The 19,853-nt window shown below is 67.1% G+C and carries 21 protein-coding genes; 6 read left to right on the plus strand and 15 right to left on the minus strand.

Going from position 1 to position 19,853, the window contains the following annotated elements; genetic code table 11:
- Positions 1-6 precede the first annotated feature (6 nt).
- The 3 genes from HYG95_RS01270 to HYG95_RS01280 all read right to left on the minus strand — a co-directional run bounded on the left by HYG95_RS01270 (position 7) and on the right by HYG95_RS01280 (position 3,081).
- Entirely contained in the window at positions 7-984 is a 978-nt protein-coding gene (locus HYG95_RS01270) for an alpha/beta fold hydrolase (RefSeq protein ID WP_370465638.1), read from the minus strand.
- 190 nt (positions 985-1,174) lie between these two features.
- Positions 1,175-2,044 carry a nuclear transport factor 2 family protein gene (locus HYG95_RS25070; RefSeq protein ID WP_181696164.1) on the minus strand — a complete coding sequence of 290 codons (870 nt, stop codon included), beginning with the start codon at positions 2,042-2,044 and terminating at the stop codon, positions 1,175-1,177.
- Between the two features lie 92 nt (positions 2,045-2,136).
- Positions 2,137-3,081 carry a sigma-70 family RNA polymerase sigma factor gene (locus HYG95_RS01280; RefSeq protein ID WP_220138915.1) on the minus strand — a complete coding sequence of 315 codons (945 nt, stop codon included), beginning with the start codon at positions 3,079-3,081 and terminating at the stop codon, positions 2,137-2,139.
- A 142-nt stretch (positions 3,082-3,223) separates the two neighbouring features.
- On the opposite strand from HYG95_RS01280, the gene HYG95_RS01285 reads away from it, so the two are divergent.
- Positions 3,224-3,583: a nuclear transport factor 2 family protein gene (locus HYG95_RS01285; protein WP_181696166.1), complete on the plus strand. Its 360-nt coding sequence runs from the start codon at positions 3,224-3,226 to the stop codon at positions 3,581-3,583.
- Positions 3,584-3,603: 20 nt separating this feature from the next.
- Here the strand turns inward: HYG95_RS01285 and HYG95_RS01290 are convergent, their stop codons facing one another.
- On the minus strand, positions 3,604-4,188 hold the full coding sequence (locus tag HYG95_RS01290) for a helix-turn-helix domain-containing protein (RefSeq protein WP_181696167.1): 585 nt from the start codon (positions 4,186-4,188) through the stop codon (positions 3,604-3,606).
- A gap of 89 nt (positions 4,189-4,277) precedes the next feature.
- Between HYG95_RS01290 and HYG95_RS01295 the strand changes: the two genes are divergently transcribed.
- On the plus strand, positions 4,278-4,460 hold the full coding sequence (locus tag HYG95_RS01295) for a hypothetical protein (protein WP_181696168.1): 183 nt from the start codon (positions 4,278-4,280) through the stop codon (positions 4,458-4,460).
- Positions 4,457-5,650: an MFS transporter gene (locus HYG95_RS01300; protein ID WP_181696169.1), complete on the plus strand. Its 1,194-nt coding sequence runs from the start codon at positions 4,457-4,459 to the stop codon at positions 5,648-5,650. The genes HYG95_RS01295 and HYG95_RS01300 overlap by 4 nt, the downstream gene beginning before the upstream one ends.
- On the opposite strand, the gene HYG95_RS01305 is transcribed toward HYG95_RS01300, so the two are convergent.
- Positions 5,647-5,841 carry a hypothetical protein gene (locus HYG95_RS01305; RefSeq protein ID WP_181696170.1) on the minus strand — a complete coding sequence of 65 codons (195 nt, stop codon included), beginning with the start codon at positions 5,839-5,841 and terminating at the stop codon, positions 5,647-5,649. The genes HYG95_RS01300 and HYG95_RS01305 overlap by 4 nt on opposite strands.
- A 96-nt stretch (positions 5,842-5,937) precedes the next feature.
- Positions 5,938-7,359, minus strand: coding sequence for an MFS transporter (locus tag HYG95_RS01310; protein WP_181696171.1), 1,422 nt, complete (start codon positions 7,357-7,359; stop codon positions 5,938-5,940).
- A 102-nt stretch (positions 7,360-7,461) separates the two neighbouring features.
- Here HYG95_RS01310 and HYG95_RS01315 point away from each other — a divergent pair, with 102 nt between their 5' ends.
- Positions 7,462-8,145: a TetR/AcrR family transcriptional regulator gene (locus HYG95_RS01315; protein ID WP_181696172.1), complete on the plus strand. Its 684-nt coding sequence runs from the start codon at positions 7,462-7,464 to the stop codon at positions 8,143-8,145.
- 687 nt (positions 8,146-8,832) lie between these two features.
- Entirely contained in the window at positions 8,833-9,498 is a 666-nt protein-coding gene (locus tag HYG95_RS01320; RefSeq protein WP_181696173.1) for a cyclase family protein, read from the plus strand.
- An 83-nt stretch (positions 9,499-9,581) separates the two neighbouring features.
- On the opposite strand, the gene HYG95_RS01325 is transcribed toward HYG95_RS01320, so the two are convergent.
- Together HYG95_RS01325 and HYG95_RS01330 are read right to left on the minus strand one after the other, a co-directional pair.
- Entirely contained in the window at positions 9,582-10,379 is a 798-nt protein-coding gene (locus HYG95_RS01325; RefSeq protein WP_181696174.1) for an SDR family oxidoreductase, read from the minus strand.
- Between the two features lie 37 nt (positions 10,380-10,416).
- Positions 10,417-10,986, minus strand: a complete 570-nt coding sequence (locus tag HYG95_RS01330; protein WP_181696175.1) for a hypothetical protein — start codon at positions 10,984-10,986, stop codon at positions 10,417-10,419.
- A gap of 86 nt (positions 10,987-11,072) precedes the next feature.
- Here HYG95_RS01330 and HYG95_RS01335 point away from each other — a divergent pair, with 86 nt between their 5' ends.
- Entirely contained in the window at positions 11,073-11,642 is a 570-nt protein-coding gene (locus HYG95_RS01335) for a TetR/AcrR family transcriptional regulator (protein ID WP_181696176.1), read from the plus strand.
- A gap of 140 nt (positions 11,643-11,782) precedes the next feature.
- Here the strand turns inward: HYG95_RS01335 and HYG95_RS01340 are convergent, their stop codons facing one another.
- The 7 genes from HYG95_RS01340 to HYG95_RS01370 form a co-directional block, all read right to left on the minus strand.
- Positions 11,783-12,169: a VOC family protein gene (locus HYG95_RS01340; protein WP_181696177.1), complete on the minus strand. Its 387-nt coding sequence runs from the start codon at positions 12,167-12,169 to the stop codon at positions 11,783-11,785.
- A gap of 120 nt (positions 12,170-12,289) precedes the next feature.
- Entirely contained in the window at positions 12,290-13,687 is a 1,398-nt protein-coding gene (locus tag HYG95_RS01345) for a lipase family protein (RefSeq protein ID WP_255494922.1), read from the minus strand.
- Positions 13,688-13,761: 74 nt separating this feature from the next.
- Positions 13,762-14,739, minus strand: a complete 978-nt coding sequence (locus HYG95_RS01350) for a patatin-like phospholipase family protein (RefSeq protein ID WP_370465639.1) — start codon at positions 14,737-14,739, stop codon at positions 13,762-13,764.
- Entirely contained in the window at positions 14,736-15,644 is a 909-nt protein-coding gene (locus tag HYG95_RS01355; protein ID WP_181696178.1) for an SDR family oxidoreductase, read from the minus strand. Before HYG95_RS01355 ends, HYG95_RS01350 begins: the two co-directional genes overlap by 4 nt.
- Before the next feature lie 24 nt (positions 15,645-15,668).
- Positions 15,669-17,171 (minus strand): NAD(P)/FAD-dependent oxidoreductase, encoded by a 1,503-nt coding sequence (locus HYG95_RS01360; protein WP_181696179.1) that lies wholly within the window; start codon positions 17,169-17,171, stop codon positions 15,669-15,671.
- Positions 17,172-17,200: 29 nt separating this feature from the next.
- Complete coding sequence (locus HYG95_RS01365) at positions 17,201-18,853, minus strand: AMP-binding protein (RefSeq protein ID WP_181696180.1); 1,653 nt, start codon at positions 18,851-18,853, stop codon at positions 17,201-17,203.
- The gene (locus tag HYG95_RS01370) at positions 18,843-19,853 is read right to left on the minus strand and encodes an SDR family NAD(P)-dependent oxidoreductase (protein ID WP_181696181.1); all 1,011 of its coding nucleotides are present in this window, start codon (positions 19,851-19,853) and stop codon (positions 18,843-18,845) included. The genes HYG95_RS01365 and HYG95_RS01370 overlap by 11 nt, the downstream gene beginning before the upstream one ends.

Raw genomic sequence — 19,853 nt, forward strand, 5'->3', positions numbered from 1 at the left:
GACCGTTCAGTCATCGAGGAAGGCCAGCAGCTCCGCGGTGACGAATCGCGGGTTCTCCTCGACGAGCCAGTGCCCGGCACCGGGCACATCCACCGCTCGCACGATGTTCGTCAGCCGACCGGCCGTGCTCGCCCGCACCGGTTCGACCTGCCCCTGCGCCGTCAGAAGCAGGGCAGGAACGGGGGTCGGCGCCGCTGCGGCAGAATCGCGGACGTCCTGGTCGAGGGCTCGGTACAGCTCGAAACCGCCCGCCAGGTTTTCCGGGCGGGTGTAGGTCCTCGCGTACTCGTCGATCTCGGCGTCGGTGAACGGCGACCGTCGCGAGGTCCCGCCGAAAGCTGTTCCGCCATAGGAGACCTGGGGGAAGAACAGGGCGAGGTAGTCGCGGACTTCGTCGCCGACCATCGCTTCGGGCACTCCCGGTTGGGAATGGAAAGCGATGTGCCAGCTCATCGAACGATAGGTGGCCGCGTCGACGGCAGGCCCGGGCAGCGGCAGGTCGAGGTAGCCGAGGCTCGCGGTGTCGGCGGGGAACTGGCTCGCGTAGTGGAAGGCGACCGCCGCGCCGAAGTCGTGTCCGATGACGTGCGCGTCGCGCACCCCGAGCCGATCGGCCACGAGGGTGTGGACATAGCGCGCCAGGGTGGCCTTGCTGTAATCGCTCGGTGAGCCTGTGCTGTCACCCAATCCGGGCAGGTCGACGGCGTAGACGGTGTGTTTCTCGGCGAGCGCGGGCATGATCTCCCACCAGCCGTACCAGCTCTGCGGCCACCCGTGGATCAGCACCACCGGTGTGCCGCTGCCACCGGCCACGTAGTGCATACGAACACCGTCGACGTCGGCGAATTCGTGTCGGAAGGTCTTGTCGAAAGCTGGATCATCCTTGGTCGCAACGGCATACGGGGGCACCTCCTCCCCCGTCGCCTCGGTGGCGCATGCCGCGGCGCTGAGTGCGAGTACGGTGGCGACTGCGGTGACCCCCACCGCGCGGGCGTATCGACGCAAGCGTCCTGTCGTAGATCGAGCCGTGATGATCATTGTGGCTTTCCTGTAGTTTCGGGGATTTCGTTCCGCCCCACCACCTTTCCCGCGACCGCCACGACTCGACAACGAACCTTGCCACTCCAGCAAATCCCCCAGAATCATCGCCGGGCGCGCGACACGGCCGAATAGGTCACCGGATCAGGCCGCCACAACTCCGCAGCGGCTCGTCTTCGGGCACGAGATCTGTGGCCGCCGCGCCGGTTTCCGGGTCGTAGGGGTAGGACACGTGCTGGTGCACGAGCAACCAGCGTCCGCCGCGCTTGCGGAATACCCGGGTGCCTCGCGACCAGGAGTGATCGACCCGTCCATCGGCGTCCTCGGCGCTCATGTGGTTGAGGCCCCACACCACGGCGAGATCACCATGGACCTCGACTGCCATCTCGGGGACGTCCCAGGTCACCCGCCCGGGGGCGGATTCGAGTCCCCGTCGGCAGACCTCGCGGACGTTGTCCGCGCCGGTGTAATGCAGCGGTGCGTCGTGTTCGTAGGATTCGACGTCGGTGGCGATCTCCGCCATCAGGCTGTCGAGGTCCTTCTCGGCAGTCGCGGCGAACCACCGCTGATGCAGTGCGCGAATCTCGGCGACGTCGTCGGCCGGGTCGGCGGTGGTGTCGGGGAACGAATGGTGTTCGTGGGCCACCCTCCACCGGCCACCTTCCTTGTGCAGGCCGAGAGTGAGGCGGAGGCGGGTATCGGGTTCGGCCGCAAGTTCTTCCGGTGATCCACATCGAAGCAGAGCGTGTGCGTAGGCGATGTCGGCGCCGGCTGAAATGTTCAGCTCGACGATGTCGAAGGTGGCGCCGCGGCCGAGCCAGGTGAAGAACGGTGGCCAGGTCTGCCGGTAGGCATCGATGCCACGGACGCCGTTCTGCGGTGGCGGTACGTCGTACATGACGATGTCGGCGGTGTGGTCGGCCAGCACACGGTCGAGTTCACCGGCGCGGACGGCGGCGGCCCACTCGTGGATCAGGGTGCGGATCTGGTCTTCGTCGTGCGACATGACGGTCTCCCTTCGGGGTGCCGAGGTCGGGCCCCGGCCGGTGGGAACGTCCCACTACCGGTATGACCCAGCCGGCGGTGCCGAACTGATCGTCAGTCGGTCACGAATTCGGGGAGGGCGAAGCGGGCGAACAGTGCGGGGTCGAGGAACGACACCACGTCGGTGATCGCACCACCGCGCACTGTCAGCACATCGAGGGCCATGGCCGCGAAGACGGAGCGCTCGGGGTCCCACCAGTAGGTGCCGAACGCTGGTTGACCGTTGGCCACGGCCGGGCGGAAACGCCAGCGCCAGTGCAGCGGGCCGGTCACCAGGAATTCCCGGATCGCGGATTGTCCGGCATACCACTCGGGCAGTGGCGGCATGGCGTAGCGGGCGTCGGTGGCGAGCAGCGCGATGATGCCGTCGACATCGGCGTTCTCCCAGGCGGTGGCGTATCGCTCGGCGAGGCGACGCGCCTGCGGATCGTCGGGCGCTACCGGCGGTTCGCGCTGATCGAGGCGGGCTCGCGCCCGTTGTAGGGCGCTGTTGGCCGAGGCCACGGTCACGTCGAGCAATTCGGCGGTCTCGCTCGCGGTGAAGCCGAGGACATCGCGCAACAGCAAGGCACCCCGCTGCACGCCCGGCAACTGCTGGATCACCGCGACGAACGCCAATTCGATCGACTCGCGCGCCGTATAGCGCGCCTCCGGCCCCGGCTCCCCCACCCCGATGCCGGGATACGGTTCGAGCCATATCCGTTCGGCCGCAGGCGCATCCGGCTCCGGATCCATCGGGAGTTCGCGGCGGCCGCGCTGCTCGAGCATGGTCAGGCACCGGTTGGTCGCGATCTTGTACAGCCATGGCCGGAACTTGCCCGGGTCGGCGAGGTTCGCGCGCGAGCGCCACGCGCGCAGCAAGGCCTCCTGCAGGGCGTCGTCGGCATCATGGACCGAACCGAGGAAGCGGTAGCAGTGCACGTGTAGTTCCGCGCGCAAGGGGCCGACGAGGCGGTCGAACTCGGCGCGATCGACGGCGGGACCATCGGCAGTGTCCACCTCGCGATCATGGCACACCTCAGGGCCGGGGTGCCCGGGCCCAGATTGTCGGCGGCGCGATTCAGATAGGTCTTGTCGGCGCCTCGCTCTCGGCCGAAAACGAACATGGCGTGAGTGGACATCGGCTGGCAGGGTGAGGTGCATGGAGAACTTGCGGGACGCCGAGCGGCGGTTGCAGGCCGCGCAACTCGCCGGGGATGTGCAGGCGCTGGATCGTCTGCTGGATGACCGGTTGATCTTCACCTTCGGCGCAGACGTCTACACCAAAGCCGATGATCTGGAGCTTCACCGCACCCGCACGCAAGTGATGACGGCCTTGGTCGAAGAAGAGTTGAACGTCCTCACCGACGGGCGCGCCGGGGTGACCTGGTTCCTCGGGACCGTCGAGGGCACCGTCAACGGCGAACCTTTCGGAGCCAGGATGCGCTACACGCGTTCATGGTTGCACGACGATGAGCACGGCTGGCGGATCATCGCAGCACACGCCAGCGCAATGGACTGATGGTGGGTGCGTGTTCGCTGTCAGCGGCGGGTGGTCCGGGCACGGATGTGGATGCGTTCGCCGTGTCGCCCGAAGAGGCTGAGGAGTTCGACGCTGCCGCGGCCCGCCGCACCGAACCAGTGCGGAATCTGGCAGTCGAACTCGGCTGCCTCACCGGCGTCCATGACGAAATCGTGCTCGCCGAGCCGGACGCGTAGTCGTCCGCGCAGCACGTAGAGCCATTCGTTGCCCTCGTGGGTCCGCAGGTAGGGCTCTTCGTCGTGGGCGGGGATGATCATCTTGTAGGCGCGGAGATCGCCCTGGTGCCGCGACAGTGGGACCAGCACCCGGCCGTCGTTCTTGGTGGGTTCCTGCGGCACACGAGGATCGACGATTCGGGGTGCGGCGACGATCTCGTCGAGCGGTATCCCGAGCGCGACCGTGATCGGTAGGAGCAGTTCGAGGCTGGGTTTGCGCTGTCCGGATTCGAGCCGGGACAGCGTGCTGGTCGACAGACCGGTGGCTCGGGCAAGGTCGGCCAAACTGAGTTTGCGCTGTTCGCGGGCACGTCGCAAACGTGGCGCGATCTGCTCGATCACGGCACCGACGGTCGGTTGATCATCCATCCGGCCAGCCAACCAATCCATCCCGGAATCGGCAAGGTTGTTTGCCGATACCGCACGGGCACACCGATGCTCGTCTCGGAGGTGCTCACATGAACGAGACAGTGGATACAGCGATGCACGGGTTCCCATCCCGCGACGGCATACCGCCGACGGAGTTCGTCGCGACCGGCGTCGACGGAATCGAGGTCGAACGAGAACGGTTGGCGGCGTACAGGTTGCGCCTGATCGGCGGGTCCGAGCGCGAGGACGCGTCGGCAGGTGATCGTCGATGACCGTCACCGCACAACTCACGGAACGACGCAGCGACCGCTTGCCCGTCGGCGTATACCTGCTTGGCTTCAGCCTGTTCGCGATGGGCACCGCCGAGTTCCTGCTCGCAGGTGTGCTTCCCGAGGTGGCCACCGACCTCGATGTGCCGCTGTCGTCGGCCGGCATGCTCATCACCGCCTTCGCGCTTGGTGTCGTATTCGGTGGACCGCCGTTCGCCGTACTCAGCCTGAGGTTGCCGCGCCGCACCGCACTGATTGCCACACAGGCCGTCTTCGCCCTGAGCATCGCGATCGGCCTGCTCGGCAGCTATCCGGTACTGCTGGCTTCCAGAGTCGTCGCCGGTATCGCCTATGCCGGGTTCTTCGCGATCGCGTCGGTGACCGCGATCGGCCTGGTCACTCCCGACCGCAACGCCCGCGCGTCCGGCGTGGTGGTGAGCGGGCTCAGCGTCGCGATGGTCGCAGGCGGACCGCTGGGCACACTACTGAGCCATTTCAGTGGGTGGCGGGGCGGATTCTGGGCCGTGGTCGCCCTCACACTCGTCGGGATCGCCGGTTGCGTTCTCGGGATTCCCGCTGCCGCAACGGTTTCCCGATCAGGCACCGGATCGGTCGTGGCACGCGAACTCGCCACGATACGCAAGCCGAGGCTGTGGGTGATCTACGCGATCACCATCGCGACCACCGCGGCATACATGCTCACGTTCAACTACCTGGCCGCCATGCTGGCCGACATCACCGATATCGGCGAGGTCTGGATCCCGGCCGTCCTCGCGCTCTTCGGCATCGGCGCCTTCGCCGGACTGACGATCGGCGGCCGGATCTCCGACCGGCGCCCCCACTTGGCGCTGGGCACCGGAACCGGCGCGATCGTGATTCTGTCCGTGGTGCTCGCGGTGTCGATGCGACAGGTCTGGATCGTTGTTCCAGCCGTATTTCTGCTGGGAGTTGCGGCGTTTGTGCTCAACCCCGCCCTGTACGGCCGGGTATTCGCCATTGCAGGCGACGCGCCGACCCTCGCGGGAGCCACCACGGTCTCAGCCTTCCAATTGGGTATCAGCTGCACCCCGGTGTTGGCGGCCGTGATCCTCACGCAGGAGATGGCTCTGACGTCGGTTTGCCTGCTCGGAGCCGTTCTCGCAGTGCTGGCCGGGCCCCTGATCCAGCTCGACAAGTCACGACCGGCAGCCTAGCGTAAGCCGCTGTGGCTCTTCCGATCACGGTCTTCGGGCGGCGTGCGGTAGTTCATCATCCACCGCAGCCGATCGGGGCCGACGGGCACAGCTCGGCCCGGCCCCTCGTACCGCAACTGCCCCTGCTCCACCGTGAACGGCGGAGCTTCCGCGGGTTCCACACTGTCCGAAAGCTGCACGTTGAACACCATCACGCTCCGGATACCAGCCGAGGCACCAGGTCCGCGAACAGTTTCCGGCGCGCATCCGGTGCGAGATGTCCGATCATGTGCATGACGAGTAGCCGGTCATGACCGCGCCTCCTCCGCAGGGACAGCCGCGTCCTTCTGCTCGGCCGCCGTCCGCGGGACGAGCAGACCCGCGATCACCGTTCCGAGGGCGATCAGCGCACCACCGAGCAGGAACGCGGTGGAGTAGCCGTCGCTGAGCCCGGCGGGCGAGCGGTCGTCTCCGGTGACGGTGGCGGCGATCGTGGTGAGCACCGCGAGGCCGAGCGCGCCGCCGAGCTGGCGGGAGCTGTTCAGCAGGCCGGAGGCCATACCGGCTTCCTCGGCGGACACACCGCGCATGGCGATGGTTCCCATGACCACGAAACTGATGCCGATGCCGACGCTGGCCACGATCGAGGGGCCGAGGATGTCGGTGAGGAAGGTGCCGCCGGGGCCGCCTGCGCCGAACCAGGCGATGCCGACGGCGCCGAGCAGGCCGCCCGCCACCAACGCGGCGCGATAGCCGAACCGGCCCACGATCGGCGCGACCAGGCGCATGCCGACCACGGCACCGAGCGCGAACGGGACGAAGCAGATGCCCGCGGTAGCCGGGGAATACTGCAGTACCGACTGCATGTGCAGCGACACGAAGTAGAAGGCGGTCAGCTGGCCGGCGGTGATCATGAAGCCGAAAATATCGGCGCCCGCCACGCTGCCGTGCGTGAGCAGCCCCAGGCGCGTGAGCGGTTCGCGGACTCGCAATTCCACCGCCACGAACGCGGCCAGCAGCAGCGCTCCGGCGCCTAGCGTGCCGAGGGTGACCGCAGACGCCCAGCCGTGTTCGTCGGTGCGGACCACACCGAAGATCAGCAGCAGCATGGACGCGGTGACCACTACGGCGCCGACGACGTCGAGCCTGGGCCGCTGCTGCTCGACCGCGCCGCCGATGCCACGTACCGCGGTGGCAAGTGCGGCGAGCACGATCGGGACGTTGATCAGCAGGACCCACCGCCAGTCGGCGAAATCGGTGAGCAGGCCGCCGGCGACGACGCCGAGAGCGCCGCCGAGCATGGTCGCCCCGGCCCACAGCCCGACAGCTCTGGTCCGGGCCGGCCCCTCCTCGAAGGTCACGGTGATCAGCGCCAGCGACAGTGGCGACAACGCGGCGGCGCCAAGACCCTGCACCGCCCGCGCGCCGATCAGCACCGATTCATGGGTGGCCAGACCACCGGCGAGGCTGGCCGCACCGAACAACACGAGCCCGGCGATCATCGTGCGACGGCGGCCGATCACATCGCCGAGCCGCCCGCCGAGCAGCAGGAAACCGCCGAAGACCACCGCGTAGGCGTTGACCACCCACTGCAGCATGGTGGCCGGGAGGCCGAACTCGGCCTGGATAGCGGGCAGCGCGACGTTCACCACCGACAGATCGAGCGAAACCATGAACTGCACGATCACCACGGTCGCCAAGACGGCGGCCGGTTTGTTGACTTGCGACATCCGACTCTCCCCAGCGTGATTCGATTTTACGAACGCGTATTTTTATAATCGAAGCACACCCGAATTCACCTGTCGAGAGCGCCATCGGAAGAATGGAGCGCCGTGCCGACCTCCACCCCCCGCCGCCGCGGCCGACCGGTCCGCCTGGAGCGAGACGCGGTCGTCGCCGCCACCGGCGACATGCTCGCCACCGACGGCGCCGACGCGTTCAGCATGCGGCGACTCGCCGGGCGACTCGGCGTCAGCACGGCGGCGATCTACCACCACTTCCCCACCAAGGGCGCACTGTTCTTCGCCGTCCTCGATGCCCGCGCCGACGACCTGCGGAAGCCGGATCTCCCCGAAGACCCCAGGGACCGGCTGGTCGCGGTAGTCCTCTACCTCATCGAGACCCTGCACGAATTGCCCTGGGTGGTCGACATTCTCGTCACCGGCGAGACCTACGGCCGGGCGGCGATGTGGATCCTCGACGAGTTCGTCAGCTGCGCAAGAGCTCTCGGCGCCACCGAGGAGCAAGCGGTCTACCTGTATTCGGTGCTCTGGCGCTTCACCCTCGGCGAACTCACCGCCCGCCGGGCGGCCGACGACCGCGCCGATGCGACCCGCCGCGGTCATGCACCTCCGCATTGGACCGAGTCCGCCGCCACCGACCTGCTCGACGAATTCCCCGCCGCGGTCGGCGTACTGCCGCAATGGACGACCGCGATGGCGCGGTACGACGTCCGCAGGGCCGTCGGCGACGTCGTCGACGGCCTCGTCGCGAATCTCGCGCCTGCCGACGGCTGACCCACACCGCCACCTCCAGCCAACCGCCCGCTCGCCGGGTCAACCGACAGGCCGAGGTTCGGCTGCTACTGTCGAAAATGGTTGCCATTAGCAGCGATTGCGAATGATCGCGTGCTCGCCCGTCGGCACGGGCGCGAGACGGGAGCAGCAATGCCTGGAGGGCGGATCACCTCGAAGCCGAACCGACCGGCGAGCGAACGCGCCGGCTACTCATTGAACCGGCGCGTTCTCGATCTCCGCATTTTCCCGGGAAGATGCCGAGATCTATCAGGCCGTTACCCGCAGCAGTCCGCCCCAACCACGCGTCTCCCACCCGAACACTCGATCGGCGTTCTCCTCAAACTAGGCGACCGAGGCCGAGCGGGCGGCCGACGAGGCGATCTACTGCGGATCCACCATCTCGACCCTCTTTCGAACCACTCGACATGATCGGCTTCGTGTCGCGCGACCCGGCGGTGGGTCGACTACGGTCGGTGGTTTCTCCGGCGGTGGCCAGGTGGTCCACGCGGTGGCGGCCGCGTGCTCGGCGACAGATTTCCCCCAGTCCCACATAGTTTCGCTCCTCCCCTGAGCTACTCGGCGGGTCTCATCCAGGCTATCCGGCGAATATCACGCGGCGCCAACAGTTTTCGCGTGTGAGCAGCACAGCGGCCCGGGCGCGGTCGACGGCTCTCGTATGCTGACGTGGTGCGCCTGATCGATCTGACCCGGCCGATCCACACCGGCATGCCGGTGTTCCCGGGCGATCCGGAAGTTCTGCTGGAACCGGCGTTGTGTGCCGCCACCGACGGGGTGAACGTGCTGCGCGTGCATCTGGGGTCGCAATCCGGGACACACGTCGACGCGCCGGCTCATCTGGACGACAGCCTGCCGACATTGGACCAGCTACCTCTCGAGCGCTTCGTCGGCCCCGCCTGGATCGTGGATGCGCGGTCGGTGCCGGCCCGCACCGCGATCGGACCGACACTGTTCGACGTCGACCTGCCGGCTGCCACGATCGTGCTGATCGCCACCGGTTGGGCTTCGCGATGGGGTACCTCGGACTACTTCACGCACCCGTATCTGCACCCGGAAGCAGCGCAACTGCTGGTGGACAAGGGAATCCGGACCATCGGCATCGACGCGCCGAGCATCGACCCGTCCGGGGTCGACGACTCTGACCTGCCCGCGCACCGGATCCTGTGCGGCGCGCACGCCGTGATCGCCGAGAACCTGACCGCGCTCGACGAGTTGTCGAACGCGCAGGCCGCAGGCGAATCGATCGAGGTTTCGTTGTTCCCGCTACCGCTGCGTGAAGCCGATGGCGCCCCGATCCGGGCAGTGGCCCGGATCGGGGGTCGAGGTCTCGACTGAGCAATCTCTCCGGCAACACCTCAGACAAGCCGAGCCGGGAAATCCAACCGGTGTTCCTGGATCAATGCACCGGACGATTGAATTCAGCTGTTCTTGAAGGGGTTGAACGTCTTTCCGAGGAAGTAGCCCAGGCGGACGGGCAGGGGCTTCATAGCGGCGGCGGAAATCTTGTTGACGATGCCCGGGACACACACGGGGTTGCCCTTCATCACCGCATCCCACCCCTCGGTGACTACTGCGTCGGGCTGCTGCCAGAGGATGCGAGGCAGGTGGTCGGCTTTGTCGCGCGTGCCCATGACATCGTGGAATTCGGTGCGGGTGAAGCCGGGGCACAGTGCGGTGATGTGGATGCCGTGGGGTTTGAGTTCCATGTCGAGGGCTTGCGAGGTGTCGAGGACGTAGGACTTGATGCCGGTGTAGAGCAGGCCGGCGCCGGGCGGGGCGAAGGCAGCGACCGACGACAGGTTGATGATGCGTCCCCAGTGACGCTTCTTCATGCCGGGAATGACGAGGTGGGCGAGTTCGGTCGGGGCGGTGACCATCAGCTGGATTTCCCCGGCCAGGGAGTCCCATGCGGTGTCGGCGAAAGCCGTCTTGCCCGAGAGACCGGCGTTGTTGATCAGGACGTCGACGTCCAAGCCCTGCCCGTCGGCGTAGTCCACGATCGCGGCGGGTGCGGCGCTGTCGGTGAGGTCGGCGGCGAACACCTCGCAGCGCACATCGTGGCGTGCGCTCAGCTGCGCGGCGAGTTCCCGGAGACGATCGGCGCGGCGGGCGACGAGCAGCAGTTGGTAGCCGTTCGCGGCGAGGTGATGGGCGAACGCCGCGCCGATGCCGGCGGACGCGCCGGTGATCAGCGCGGTGCGAGGAGTTGTGGTCATGATTCCTTCATTCGGGTTGGGCCGGGAACGAGTGGTGTCAGGCGGGCGGACCGGGCAGCTCGCGGGAGCCGGGGGTGAAGTCACGGCGGGCTTTACCGATGTCTCCGCGATAGGAGCCGATGGGACCGGTCAGCAGGAAGGGCCGGGGAACGCGGCGCTGGGCATCGGTGAATCCCCAGGTGCCGATGCCCAGGTAGACGCCGGGCGCGGCACGCCGCACCTCGTCCACCATGTGGATCGAGCCGCAGATCGAGGTGTAGGCGCGATAGACGAGCGTGTAGGACGGTGCGCCGTCATAGCGGGACGGGGCCGAGAGCGTGCGCATCGGGTAGCGCTGCCGGACTCGGCCGCCCACGCCGAAGGTGTTGTAACCACGTCCGCTGTTCTCGTCGACGGGCCGGAACGCCTTGCACCGCCACGGCTCCAGCGGGTTGGCCACGGCCATCTTTCCGGTCACCACGGCGAACAGGTTCGGCTGGGCAAGCAGAGCCGCGGCGTACTCGCCGTCGATTTCGGCAATCGTTGGGGCTTCCAGGGTGGTGAACAGGGCAAGCAGACCTCGGGTGTCGAGTCGGCGCAGCTCGTCGGCCACGTTGTCGGAGTCCATAGGAACCAGCCTCATCTCGCAATTTCTTGAACGTCGCTCAAGAAACGTACCGCCTTCTTGAGCGAGGTTCAAGATAAAGTGGTGAGGTGCCAAGGAATCGACGTCCGCAGAACCGTGAGGAGAAGCGAGAGGAGATCATCGCCGCTGCCCGGCGCCTGCTCATCGACGACGGCTTCGACTCGGCGTCCACGGCGCGGATCGCCAAGAGCGCGGGAGTCACCGTCAATACGATCTACTGGTACTTCCAGGACAAGGACGAGCTGCTCATCGCGGTCCTGGATCGCATCCTGGCCGAGGCGCTGGCCACCTACGCGGAGATCGACGGCCTGCCGCTGAACGAGCAGCTGCTGTGGGTGGTCGACCAACTCGAACAGCTGCACGGGCTGGTCAACACCGTGCACGCCCGGGTAGCCGCCTCCAGCTCGGTGGACGCCTGGCACACCGGTTTCCACCAGCTGGCCGACGCGCTGTTCGCCGCGAATCTCCGCGCAGCCGGCGTCGCCGAGACCGACCTCGCCGCCATGTCGGCCATCGGCACCTTCGTCGTCGAAGGCCTCCTCACCCATAAGCACGAGGCCGCGGACAAGCGAGCGGTCATCGACCTGCTCGTCCGCAGCCTCACCACCGCATCCGGTCCGCCGAAGGCCGCTTCCTGAGGCCGTCGGTCCGGAAATCAGCGAACCAGCCGCGATTCTCCGATCACGCTGCCGCACAGGCACATCGAGTACCCGCACGCAGGATGGGCAGTGACTCGTGCGGTGGCCGAGAGCCCTGATCGACTGCCGGTCGGCCGCAATTATGATGCCGGGTCGGCGATCCGCCACGGTGGGTCGAGCCGGTTTTCTCCGGCGTAGAACAGGCAGAGCCGATGACCGTCCGGATCGTGCAGCCATGCCTCGCGCCACAGCCATGGTGTGTCGACGGGCGAACTGTCGAACACCACACCCGCGGCACGTAGCCGAGCGCACTGGTTGTCGAGGTCGTCGGATTCGAAGTAGATGGACACCCGCCCATCGCCGTGCAGGGAGTCGACGAGCTCGACCGAAAACGTGCTGTCCCCATCAGGGCATCGGAAACGCATGTAGTGGTCGTTTTCGACGATCAGCTGTAGCCCGAGCAGCGCATAGAACTGCTTGGACCGGGCGAGGTCGATAGCACCGATGGTGATCTGATTCATCCGCATCCGGCCACTGTGCAACCTCAACCGCAGTGCAGGTCAACTTCGTGCCGCCGGTCCGTTCGACCGGGCCCCGCCCGCGAAAACGCAACGCTCCGGGCGCGTCATCGACTGACTTCCAGCAGATCAGGGCAGTGCGGAGCAGTTGCTCGGGGCAGGCGCACCGGCGAGGCGTTGGGTGAGCCAGTCATGTGCGGCGAAGGTGGCGGGTAGGTATGCCAGCAGGTGTCCGATCGCGGTGCTGGGGAACAGCGGCGGTAGCCAGGCGGTGGTGTCCAGTTGCACGGTCGCGCCGTGTGCGCACCAGTCGACGGCGAGCCGGCGGACCTGAGGGTATGTCAGAACATCGTCGTTGGTGCCTGCGGCGATCAGGACCGGTGCGATGGGCTTGCGCCTGCCGATGCGCTGCTCGTCGATGATGGCCGACAATTCCGGTGAGCTGTCGATGATCTGGGCGGGCATGCGTCCACCGGTGGTGTACCAGGTCGCCGGGCGCAGCATGGTGCGGAAGACGGCTTCGCCGATACAGGTGTCGGCCAGCTCGGCCATCATCTGCTTGCCGGCGGGGTTGGTTGCGGCATCGATGATGGGGGCTGTTTCGGGATGGTTGGCGACGATTCCGTTGAGTACATAGCCCAGCAATCCCGTTCCGAAGCCACCGATCACACCGGGGATGATCCCGTTGACGGCCGGGGCGCTGAGCATGAGATCGCGCAGGTCGGCGGGCGGAGCTCCGGCGTACGTGCCGCGCACGTCGAGTTCGGGAGCGTATTCGCCCTGCAGTTCGGCGGCCGCGGCTGCGGCACCACCACCTTGGGAGTAGCCGAAAATGCCACTGGGACGCGAGATTCCGGTCAATGCTTCGGCGGCGCGAACGGAGTCGAGGACCGCATGGGCTTCGGCGGCCCGGTTGACGTAGTCGTGCACGGCCGGGGTGCCCAGGCCGTGGTAGTCGGTCATGACCACGGCCATGCCCCGTGCGAGCAGCGCGTAGACGGTGATCATCTCGTAGCTGACCCAGATGTCGAGGGGGAAGGTGTAGTGGATGAGCTCGGCCAAGGTTTTCGACGGTGCGCACTGGTCGCCTTGACCCTGGGTGCCCGGCGCGACCGCGATCAGCGGGCGTGGGCCCGGCCCGTGCCACGGCAGAGTGGGTTCGAGATAGGTACCGGTGACTGCGGCCGGTTCACCGTGGGTGTCGGCGCTGAGGTACATGATGCGAGTGGCGTTGGCGGGTAGTTGGCCTTGCTGTCCGGGGATGGCCCAGGCCAGCGCATACGGCTCGCTGCGCAGGATCTGGCCTGGTTCGCCGTCCGGGAGGGGTGTGGGCGGGAGGTAGAAGTCACCAGCCTGCCCCGAACCCGAGGACGACCCCGTCGCCGAGCCGGAATCCGGCGCAGCCGCGGCTGATCCGGCTCCGACGCTCAGGGCCGCCGTGGCCGTCAGAGCCAGCACGGCGAGCATCACCCACGTCTTACGCCGGCCGACCGGTATGCGCTGTGCTCCGACCGATTCTGTGAACATCAATTCCTCTTTTCTGAATCGAATTCAATATGAATTCGATTCAGATTCCCATGCGAGGGAGAGAGTGTCAACGGTCACATCTCCACCGAAGTCGCATTGCCGATTTGCGGGGCTCGGCCTGGTGGCGAGCATCGCCGGAGACCGGAAAGGAACCGCGACGGCCTCGGACGACGGCGTATCCCGGTCAGCCGGTGCCCGCCGCGGGGCACATCCTGAGCGGGCATGTGGAACTGACCCCATGCCATGAATCCAGGCCGCCCCTGGGCAACAGCTCTCAGCTGGCGGCGACGGTCAGGGCACGCGAGACGGTTAGGCGGGCGGTGTGCATCGAGGCGGCGAACGCGACGTGGCGCGCGCGCCGGTTCATGAAGTTCGCCGGCAGGTGCGCCAGATCGTTGACGCGTGGGCAGATCGCGATCACCCGGGTGCCGCGAGCACGCACGGTGGAGCGACGCGGTCGAGGCCACCCCGCCATCGATGTAGGTCCTGCCTCCCGCGGTCACCGGCGGCATCCAACCCGGCACCGCCCACGAGGCCTGCAACGCGGTCGCCGCCGACACCGCAGGAGCATCGGGGCCACCGAACGCGACCCGCTGACCGGACTCGGTATCGACCGCGACCATCCGGGCAGCGGGATGGTTCAGCCATGCCCCTTCGCGTGTGTAGGCCTCGGCCAGGCGGGCCAGCCAGCTCGCATCGCCACGCCCCGTCGGGGCGATGCCTGACAGGGCGGCCAGTCCGCGCTGCGAACGCAGCAAGCCAGGGTTGAGCAGGCGCGGAATAGGTAGCGGCGGCAAGGAAGGTGGTGCGGCGTCGTGGTGATCACGCAACCGTCTGTCGTGGGCCGTGCCCTGCTGCATGCGGACCAACTCGTCGACCGAGACCCCGCCGGCGAGCAGTGTGATCAGTTCAGCGCCCGCGGAGGTGCCTTGCATGAGGTCGGCGGTGCGGGGATCCCAGTCCAGTTGCTTCGACAGAGCATCAAGGGCTGCGACGATCCAAGCCGCGCCGATCGTGCCGCCGCAGCCGATCACCAGTGCGCGTGAGGTCATCGGGAACCGGCCTTGCGGCCACGCTTCGGCGCCGCTGAGGCGGTGACGGCTGTGGCGTGTTGATCGGCGTGGCGTTCGATGCGCTCGGTGTAGGCGCGACGGCTCTCGGCATCGATGCCGGTCAGCGCGCGGCGGTCGTCGACGAGGTGACGCACGCGGTTTTCGATGAAGCTGGGCACCAGTGCCTGCACCGCCGACCAGCCCGGCGCCAACCAGCCTGGGACAGAGATGGTTTCGGGTGTGCGGTGCACGCTGTCGACGACGGCGCGGGCGACGTCTTCGGGATCCACGGTGGGTATTCCTTTGCCCAGGGTGGCCCCCGACGACAGTTCCGTGCGCACCGCGGAGGGCAGTACCGCGGTGATGGTGACACCGGTGCCCGCGTATTCGCGGCGCGCGGCCAGCGACAAGCCGAGGGCGGCGAATTTGGAGCCGTTGTAGGTCACCATGCCGGGGATCGGGATCATCCCGGCCATCGAGGCGACGTTGACGATGTGGCCGCGACCGGTTTCGACCATGCCGGGGAGAACGGCGCGCATGCCGTTGATGACCCCGCGCACGTTGACGTCGAGGATCAAGTCGGTGGTTGCTTCGGTTTCCTCGGTGAAGCTGCCCAGCGGCATGACCCCGGCATTGTTGACCAGGACGTCGAGGCGCCCTTCGGCGCCGATGACCTCGGTGAGGAATTCACGCCATGACTCGACGCCGGTGACGTCCAGGCGTGCGCTATGGCAGTGCGGGATCGCCGCGGCGGTGGCCGCCGCGACGTCGGTGTCGATGTCACCGATCCACACCCGGGCGCCCTTGGCGCTGAACGCTTGTGCGGTGGCCGCACCGATTCCCCGGCCGCCGCCGGTGATCACGACGACAGCGCCGTTGAGGTCGATTCGGGAATTGCGAGACATCGTTGTCCTTGTCCTGGTCGGTTGTCAGACGGTCGTCGACTCGGCTACAGCGCCCTGGTGTGCGGGCGAGCCGATGAGGAAGTCGCGGTCGTCGGGTTCGGTGAGCATGGCCGTCATCGTCTTGCGGTCGAAAGGCCACAGATCGATGGTGTTCTGGTCGGTGAAGTACCAGGAATTACAGCCGGTGTTCCACACCGTCGGGCCCATCGCTTCAGCGACTGCGTCGTTGAACCGGGCTGTCGCAGCCTCGGTGACCTCGACGGTGTCGAGCTCACCGGTGGCGAACCGATGCAACCAGCGGGTGATGTAGCGGGCGGTCAGTTCGGCCGAGTACTGCAGCGAGATCGAGCCCGTCGGCGAATTCGGGCCGAGCACCGTGAACAGATTCGGAAACCCGGGGATCGCCGTCATCCGGTAGGCGCGTGGGCCTTTCGCCCAAGCCTCATCGATGTGCAGGCCGTCGCGGCCGCGCATGTTCATCGGACGCATGTAGTTGTGCGGGTGGAAACCCGTGGCGAAAACGATGACGTCGACAGGATGTTCGCGTCCGTCGGCGGTGCGGATCCCGTTCGGGGTGATCTCGGTGATCTTGTCGGTCACCAGCTCGGCATTGTCGGCCTGAATGGCCTGGTAATACGTGCCGGAGACGACCTGCCGCTTACACAGCGGCTGGTAGTCCGGTGTCAGCGCGTCTCGCAGGTCCTTGTCCCGCACCTGCGCTCGTAGTGACAACCGGGCGAGCTGTTGCAGCGCTGTCCGCCGCCAGGTGGGGCGCAACGCGACATCGGCGAGGATGCCCGAGGCCCACAGCGACACCGCGTACACCCGATCATGCACCGTGGGTGAGGCGGCGAGAAGCTTTGCCACCAGCTTGGATTGGGCCGACCCCATCGGTGCCCACAACACCCATTGCGGAGTGCGGGTGAACTGGCTCAGCTTCGCCGCCCCCGGCTGCAACGCCGAAACAACCTGCACACCAGTCGATCCCGAGCCGATCACCGCGATCCGTTTGTCCACGGTAACGAGCGAATCGTCCCATCGCGCCGTGTGCACCGTGTCGCCGGTGAAAGTGTGGAGGCCCGGGATCTCAGGGACGAACGGGTGATGCAGTACCCCGGTCGCGGCGATGACGAAGTCTGCCGTCAACTCGGTGCCGTCGGCAAGGGTGACGACCCAACCGCGTCCGTCGAATACCGCGTCGGTCACTTCGCTGTTCAGACGCAGGTGTTCACGCAGCCCGAACTTGTCGACGACCTCGGCGTGGTAGCGCTGGATCTCCGGACCGGTGGCCCAGACCCGGCTCCAATCGGGCTTGGGCGCGAACCCGAACTGATAGAGCTGCGAGGGCACGTCGCAGGTCAACCCCGGGTAGCGGTTCCAGAACCACACCCCACCGACGTCGGATCCCTTCTCCAGGATCACGAAATCGTCGAAACCGGCCTTCTTGAACGTCACCGCCGAGGCGATCCCGGCGACACCGGCACCGATGATGATGATCTTCGGCGCACGAACCGGCCTTATTGCCATCAGCTTTGCCTTTCGAGCAGAGGAGTGGTTCACGACCCGGCCAGTGCGTGCAGTTTCGCCCGCAGGACCTTGCCGCTGGCGTTGCGGGGGATCTCGTCGAGCACGACGAACCGCTTGGGCACCTTGTAGCGCTCGAGACCTTCGCGCACATGCTGTTTGAGCGCGTCCTCCCCCGGCGCGGCAACACCCGGTCCGAGCACGACGAACGCGTTGAGGACCTGTCCGAATTCGGGATCGGGGACGCCGATCACGACCGCTTCGGTGATGTCGGGGTGGGTGGCGAGGCGGTCCTCGACCTCGCCGGGAAAGACGTTCTCTCCGCCGGAGACGATCATGTCGTCGGCGCGGCCGTCGATGAAAAGCCGTCGCGAAGCATCGAAATGGCCCATGTCGCCGGTGGAGACGTGCCCGTCGATGACCTCTTTGGTCGAGACCTTCGCGGTGGGGTCGGGGGTGTATCCGGTGTATTCCAGACCGCTGCGCACGAAGATCTCACCGATCTCACCTGTCGCCGCCTCGCTGCGGTCCGCGCGCAGGATCCGCACCGACACCCCGAGCGCGGCCCGGCCGATCGTGTCAGGCGCGGCGACGAGATCGACCGGCGTGGCGATGGTGACCAGACCGGCCTCGGTCGAGCCGTACCCGTTGACCAGGATCGGGCCGAAGGCCTCGATCAGCTTCGAGATCGTGGTCGGCGAGATCGGTGCCGCACCGGTCACCATGACTCGCAGTGACGACCGCGCTGACCGGGTCTCGGCCAGCCCCGGCACAGCGAGTAGTCGTTGCAGCATGACCGGCACGGCCATCACCACGCTGACCTGGTGGCGGGCGATGTCGTCGAGCGCGGTCGCCGCGTCGAAACGACGTCGGCAGATCGCGGTGCCGCCCAAGGCCAGTGGCCCGAGTAGCGACAACAGTCCGAAGCCGTGGAACATCGGCGGCGCGACCAACACCCGGTCGGTTGACCGCAGCCGCAGGATCGCCATCGCGGTCAACGTCAGCAACACGATTGCGCGCGGTTCGACCGCGCGCGGCACACCTTTCGCGAGACCTGTGGTGCCCGAGGTCAGCAAGGTCAGCTTCACCGCATGGCGCACCCTCGGCGGTGCGGGATGACTGCGGGCGGCCAGGTCGTCCAGCGTCGGTAACCCCGTGAGGTCGGCGTGCGGTTCACACCAAGCCAGCACCCGCAATCCCGCGAAGTCGGCCTTCTCCACGGTGACGGCGTATTCGTCGTCGTAGATCAGCACATCCGGGTCGTGCCGGGCGAGGATCGCTTGCAATTGCGGGGCCGGCAGTTCGGTGTTGATGAAGATCAGCTCCGCGCCCAGCTGCGCGCCCGCGGCCATCGCCTCGGCGAACCCGCGATGGTTGCGGCAGATGATGCCCACCGATTTCGGCGGTGCCGGGCACGCGGCGAACAGGGCCGCGGCGATCGCTTCGGCCCGCTGCTGCAGCCGGCGATAGGTCAGTTGCCCGCTATCGTCGATGATCGCGACCTTGTCCGGGTGCCGGATGGCGGTCGCTGCCAACAACATCGCCGGTGTCGGGCCGTACCGGTAGAAGCTGCGCGCCAACGCTGCGGCCTTGCGCGGGCCGACGGGGGTCAGCATTCCCGACGACAGGACCGCCGGGATCGCCGAACTCCACTGACGCAGACTGTGATTCAGGTCAGCGGACATCCGTGCGCACCTGCCCGTTCGCGGAAGGGCTGGTGGCCTGCGCCGTCGGTGCGGTGGCCTCGGTCGGGGTCACCGGAACATGCGGGCGCAGCCGTGACAGCGAGGCCTCGGTGTCACCGAGATTGCGGAAGATCCGCTCGACGAGCAATTCCAGCGGCAACCGCAACACCGTCGCGTTGATCGCCGACGGGAATCCGTACAGCGGAGTCATCGTGCGCGGCTTCTTCACCACCGCCTTGGCCAGTACCTTCGCCGCGTCGTCGGGAGTCTGACCGGGCAGCACCCGCATCCACCGGCTCGGCGCGCTCATCCGCGTGTGCAGCAATCCGCCGTAGAACGTGGTCAAGGTGACCCCGTCGGCGCGCGCTTCCATCCCTACCGCACGCATCCACCAGTCGAAAGCAAGCTTCGACGAGAGGTAGAACCCCCACTTGGGAGCGTTCGGGAACATGATCCCCACCGTGGAGACGTTCACGATGTGACCGCTACCGCGCGCCCGCATCCCCGGCAGCAGAGCCAGGGTGAGGCGCATCGGCCCGAGATAGTTCGCGCCGGTGGTGGCGGTGATGTCCTTCGGCCGGTCGTAGGACAGGTGGATCGATCGGCGCAAGGATTTGCCTGCGTTGTGGATCAGCACATCGACCTCGCCGAGGTCGTAACGCACCGACGCCGCGAACTCGGCGACCGACTGCTCATCGGTCAGGTCCAGCCGGTACGGATAGGCCTCTCCCCCAGCAGCGTTGATCTCCTCGGCCACCTCGAGCAACCGTTCCATCGAACGAGCGGCGATCACCACCCGGGCACCAGCCGCCGCGAACCATCGCGCGGTCGCCTCCCCGACGCCGAACGACGCACCGGTGATCACGACCACCTTGCCCTCGACCTCACGACGCAACGCCGCCTGACTGCGCAACCCGCGCGGTCCGATGACCCAGGCGACCGCGCGGGCGAACGGAGTTTCGACGATCCGCGAGGGACCGGTGGGCAGAACTTCAGACAT

Origin of the sequence: Nocardia sp. GTS18 (genome assembly GCF_013839555.1) — a bacterium.
Taxonomy (GTDB): Bacteria; Actinomycetota; Actinomycetes; order Mycobacteriales; family Mycobacteriaceae; genus Nocardia; species Nocardia rosealba.

Bases quoted from the DNA above. Each gene is read 5' to 3' on its own strand.
- HYG95_RS01330 (WP_181696175.1), bottom strand. From the start codon at position 10,986: ATGGACTCCGACAACGTGGCCGACGAGCTGCGCCGACTCGACACCCGA.
- HYG95_RS01360 (WP_181696179.1), bottom strand. From the start codon at position 17,171: ATGGCAATAAGGCCGGTTCGTGCGCCGAAGATCATCATCATCGGTGCC.
- HYG95_RS01325 (WP_181696174.1), bottom strand. From the start codon at position 10,379: ATGACCACAACTCCTCGCACCGCGCTGATCACCGGCGCGTCCGCCGGC.
- HYG95_RS01285 (WP_181696166.1), top strand. From the start codon at position 3,224: ATGGAGAACTTGCGGGACGCCGAGCGGCGGTTGCAGGCCGCGCAACTC.
- HYG95_RS01345 (WP_255494922.1), bottom strand. From the start codon at position 13,687: ATGTTCACAGAATCGGTCGGAGCACAGCGCATACCGGTCGGCCGGCGT.
- HYG95_RS01290 (WP_181696167.1), bottom strand. From the start codon at position 4,188: ATGGATGATCAACCGACCGTCGGTGCCGTGATCGAGCAGATCGCGCCA.
- HYG95_RS01300 (WP_181696169.1), top strand. From the start codon at position 4,457: ATGACCGTCACCGCACAACTCACGGAACGACGCAGCGACCGCTTGCCC.
- HYG95_RS01350 (WP_370465639.1), bottom strand. From the start codon at position 14,739: ATGACCTCACGCGCACTGGTGATCGGCTGCGGCGGCACGATCGGCGCG.
- HYG95_RS01355 (WP_181696178.1), bottom strand. From the start codon at position 15,644: ATGTCTCGCAATTCCCGAATCGACCTCAACGGCGCTGTCGTCGTGATC.
- HYG95_RS01310 (WP_181696171.1), bottom strand. From the start codon at position 7,359: ATGTCGCAAGTCAACAAACCGGCCGCCGTCTTGGCGACCGTGGTGATC.
- HYG95_RS25070 (WP_181696164.1), bottom strand. From the start codon at position 2,044: ATGTCGCACGACGAAGACCAGATCCGCACCCTGATCCACGAGTGGGCC.
- HYG95_RS01340 (WP_181696177.1), bottom strand. From the start codon at position 12,169: ATGCGGATGAATCAGATCACCATCGGTGCTATCGACCTCGCCCGGTCC.
- HYG95_RS01370 (WP_181696181.1), bottom strand. From the start codon at position 19,853: ATGTCTGAAGTTCTGCCCACCGGTCCCTCGCGGATCGTCGAAACTCCG.
- HYG95_RS01295 (WP_181696168.1), top strand. From the start codon at position 4,278: ATGAACGAGACAGTGGATACAGCGATGCACGGGTTCCCATCCCGCGAC.
- HYG95_RS01365 (WP_181696180.1), bottom strand. From the start codon at position 18,853: ATGTCCGCTGACCTGAATCACAGTCTGCGTCAGTGGAGTTCGGCGATC.
- HYG95_RS01305 (WP_181696170.1), bottom strand. From the start codon at position 5,841: ATGGTGTTCAACGTGCAGCTTTCGGACAGTGTGGAACCCGCGGAAGCT.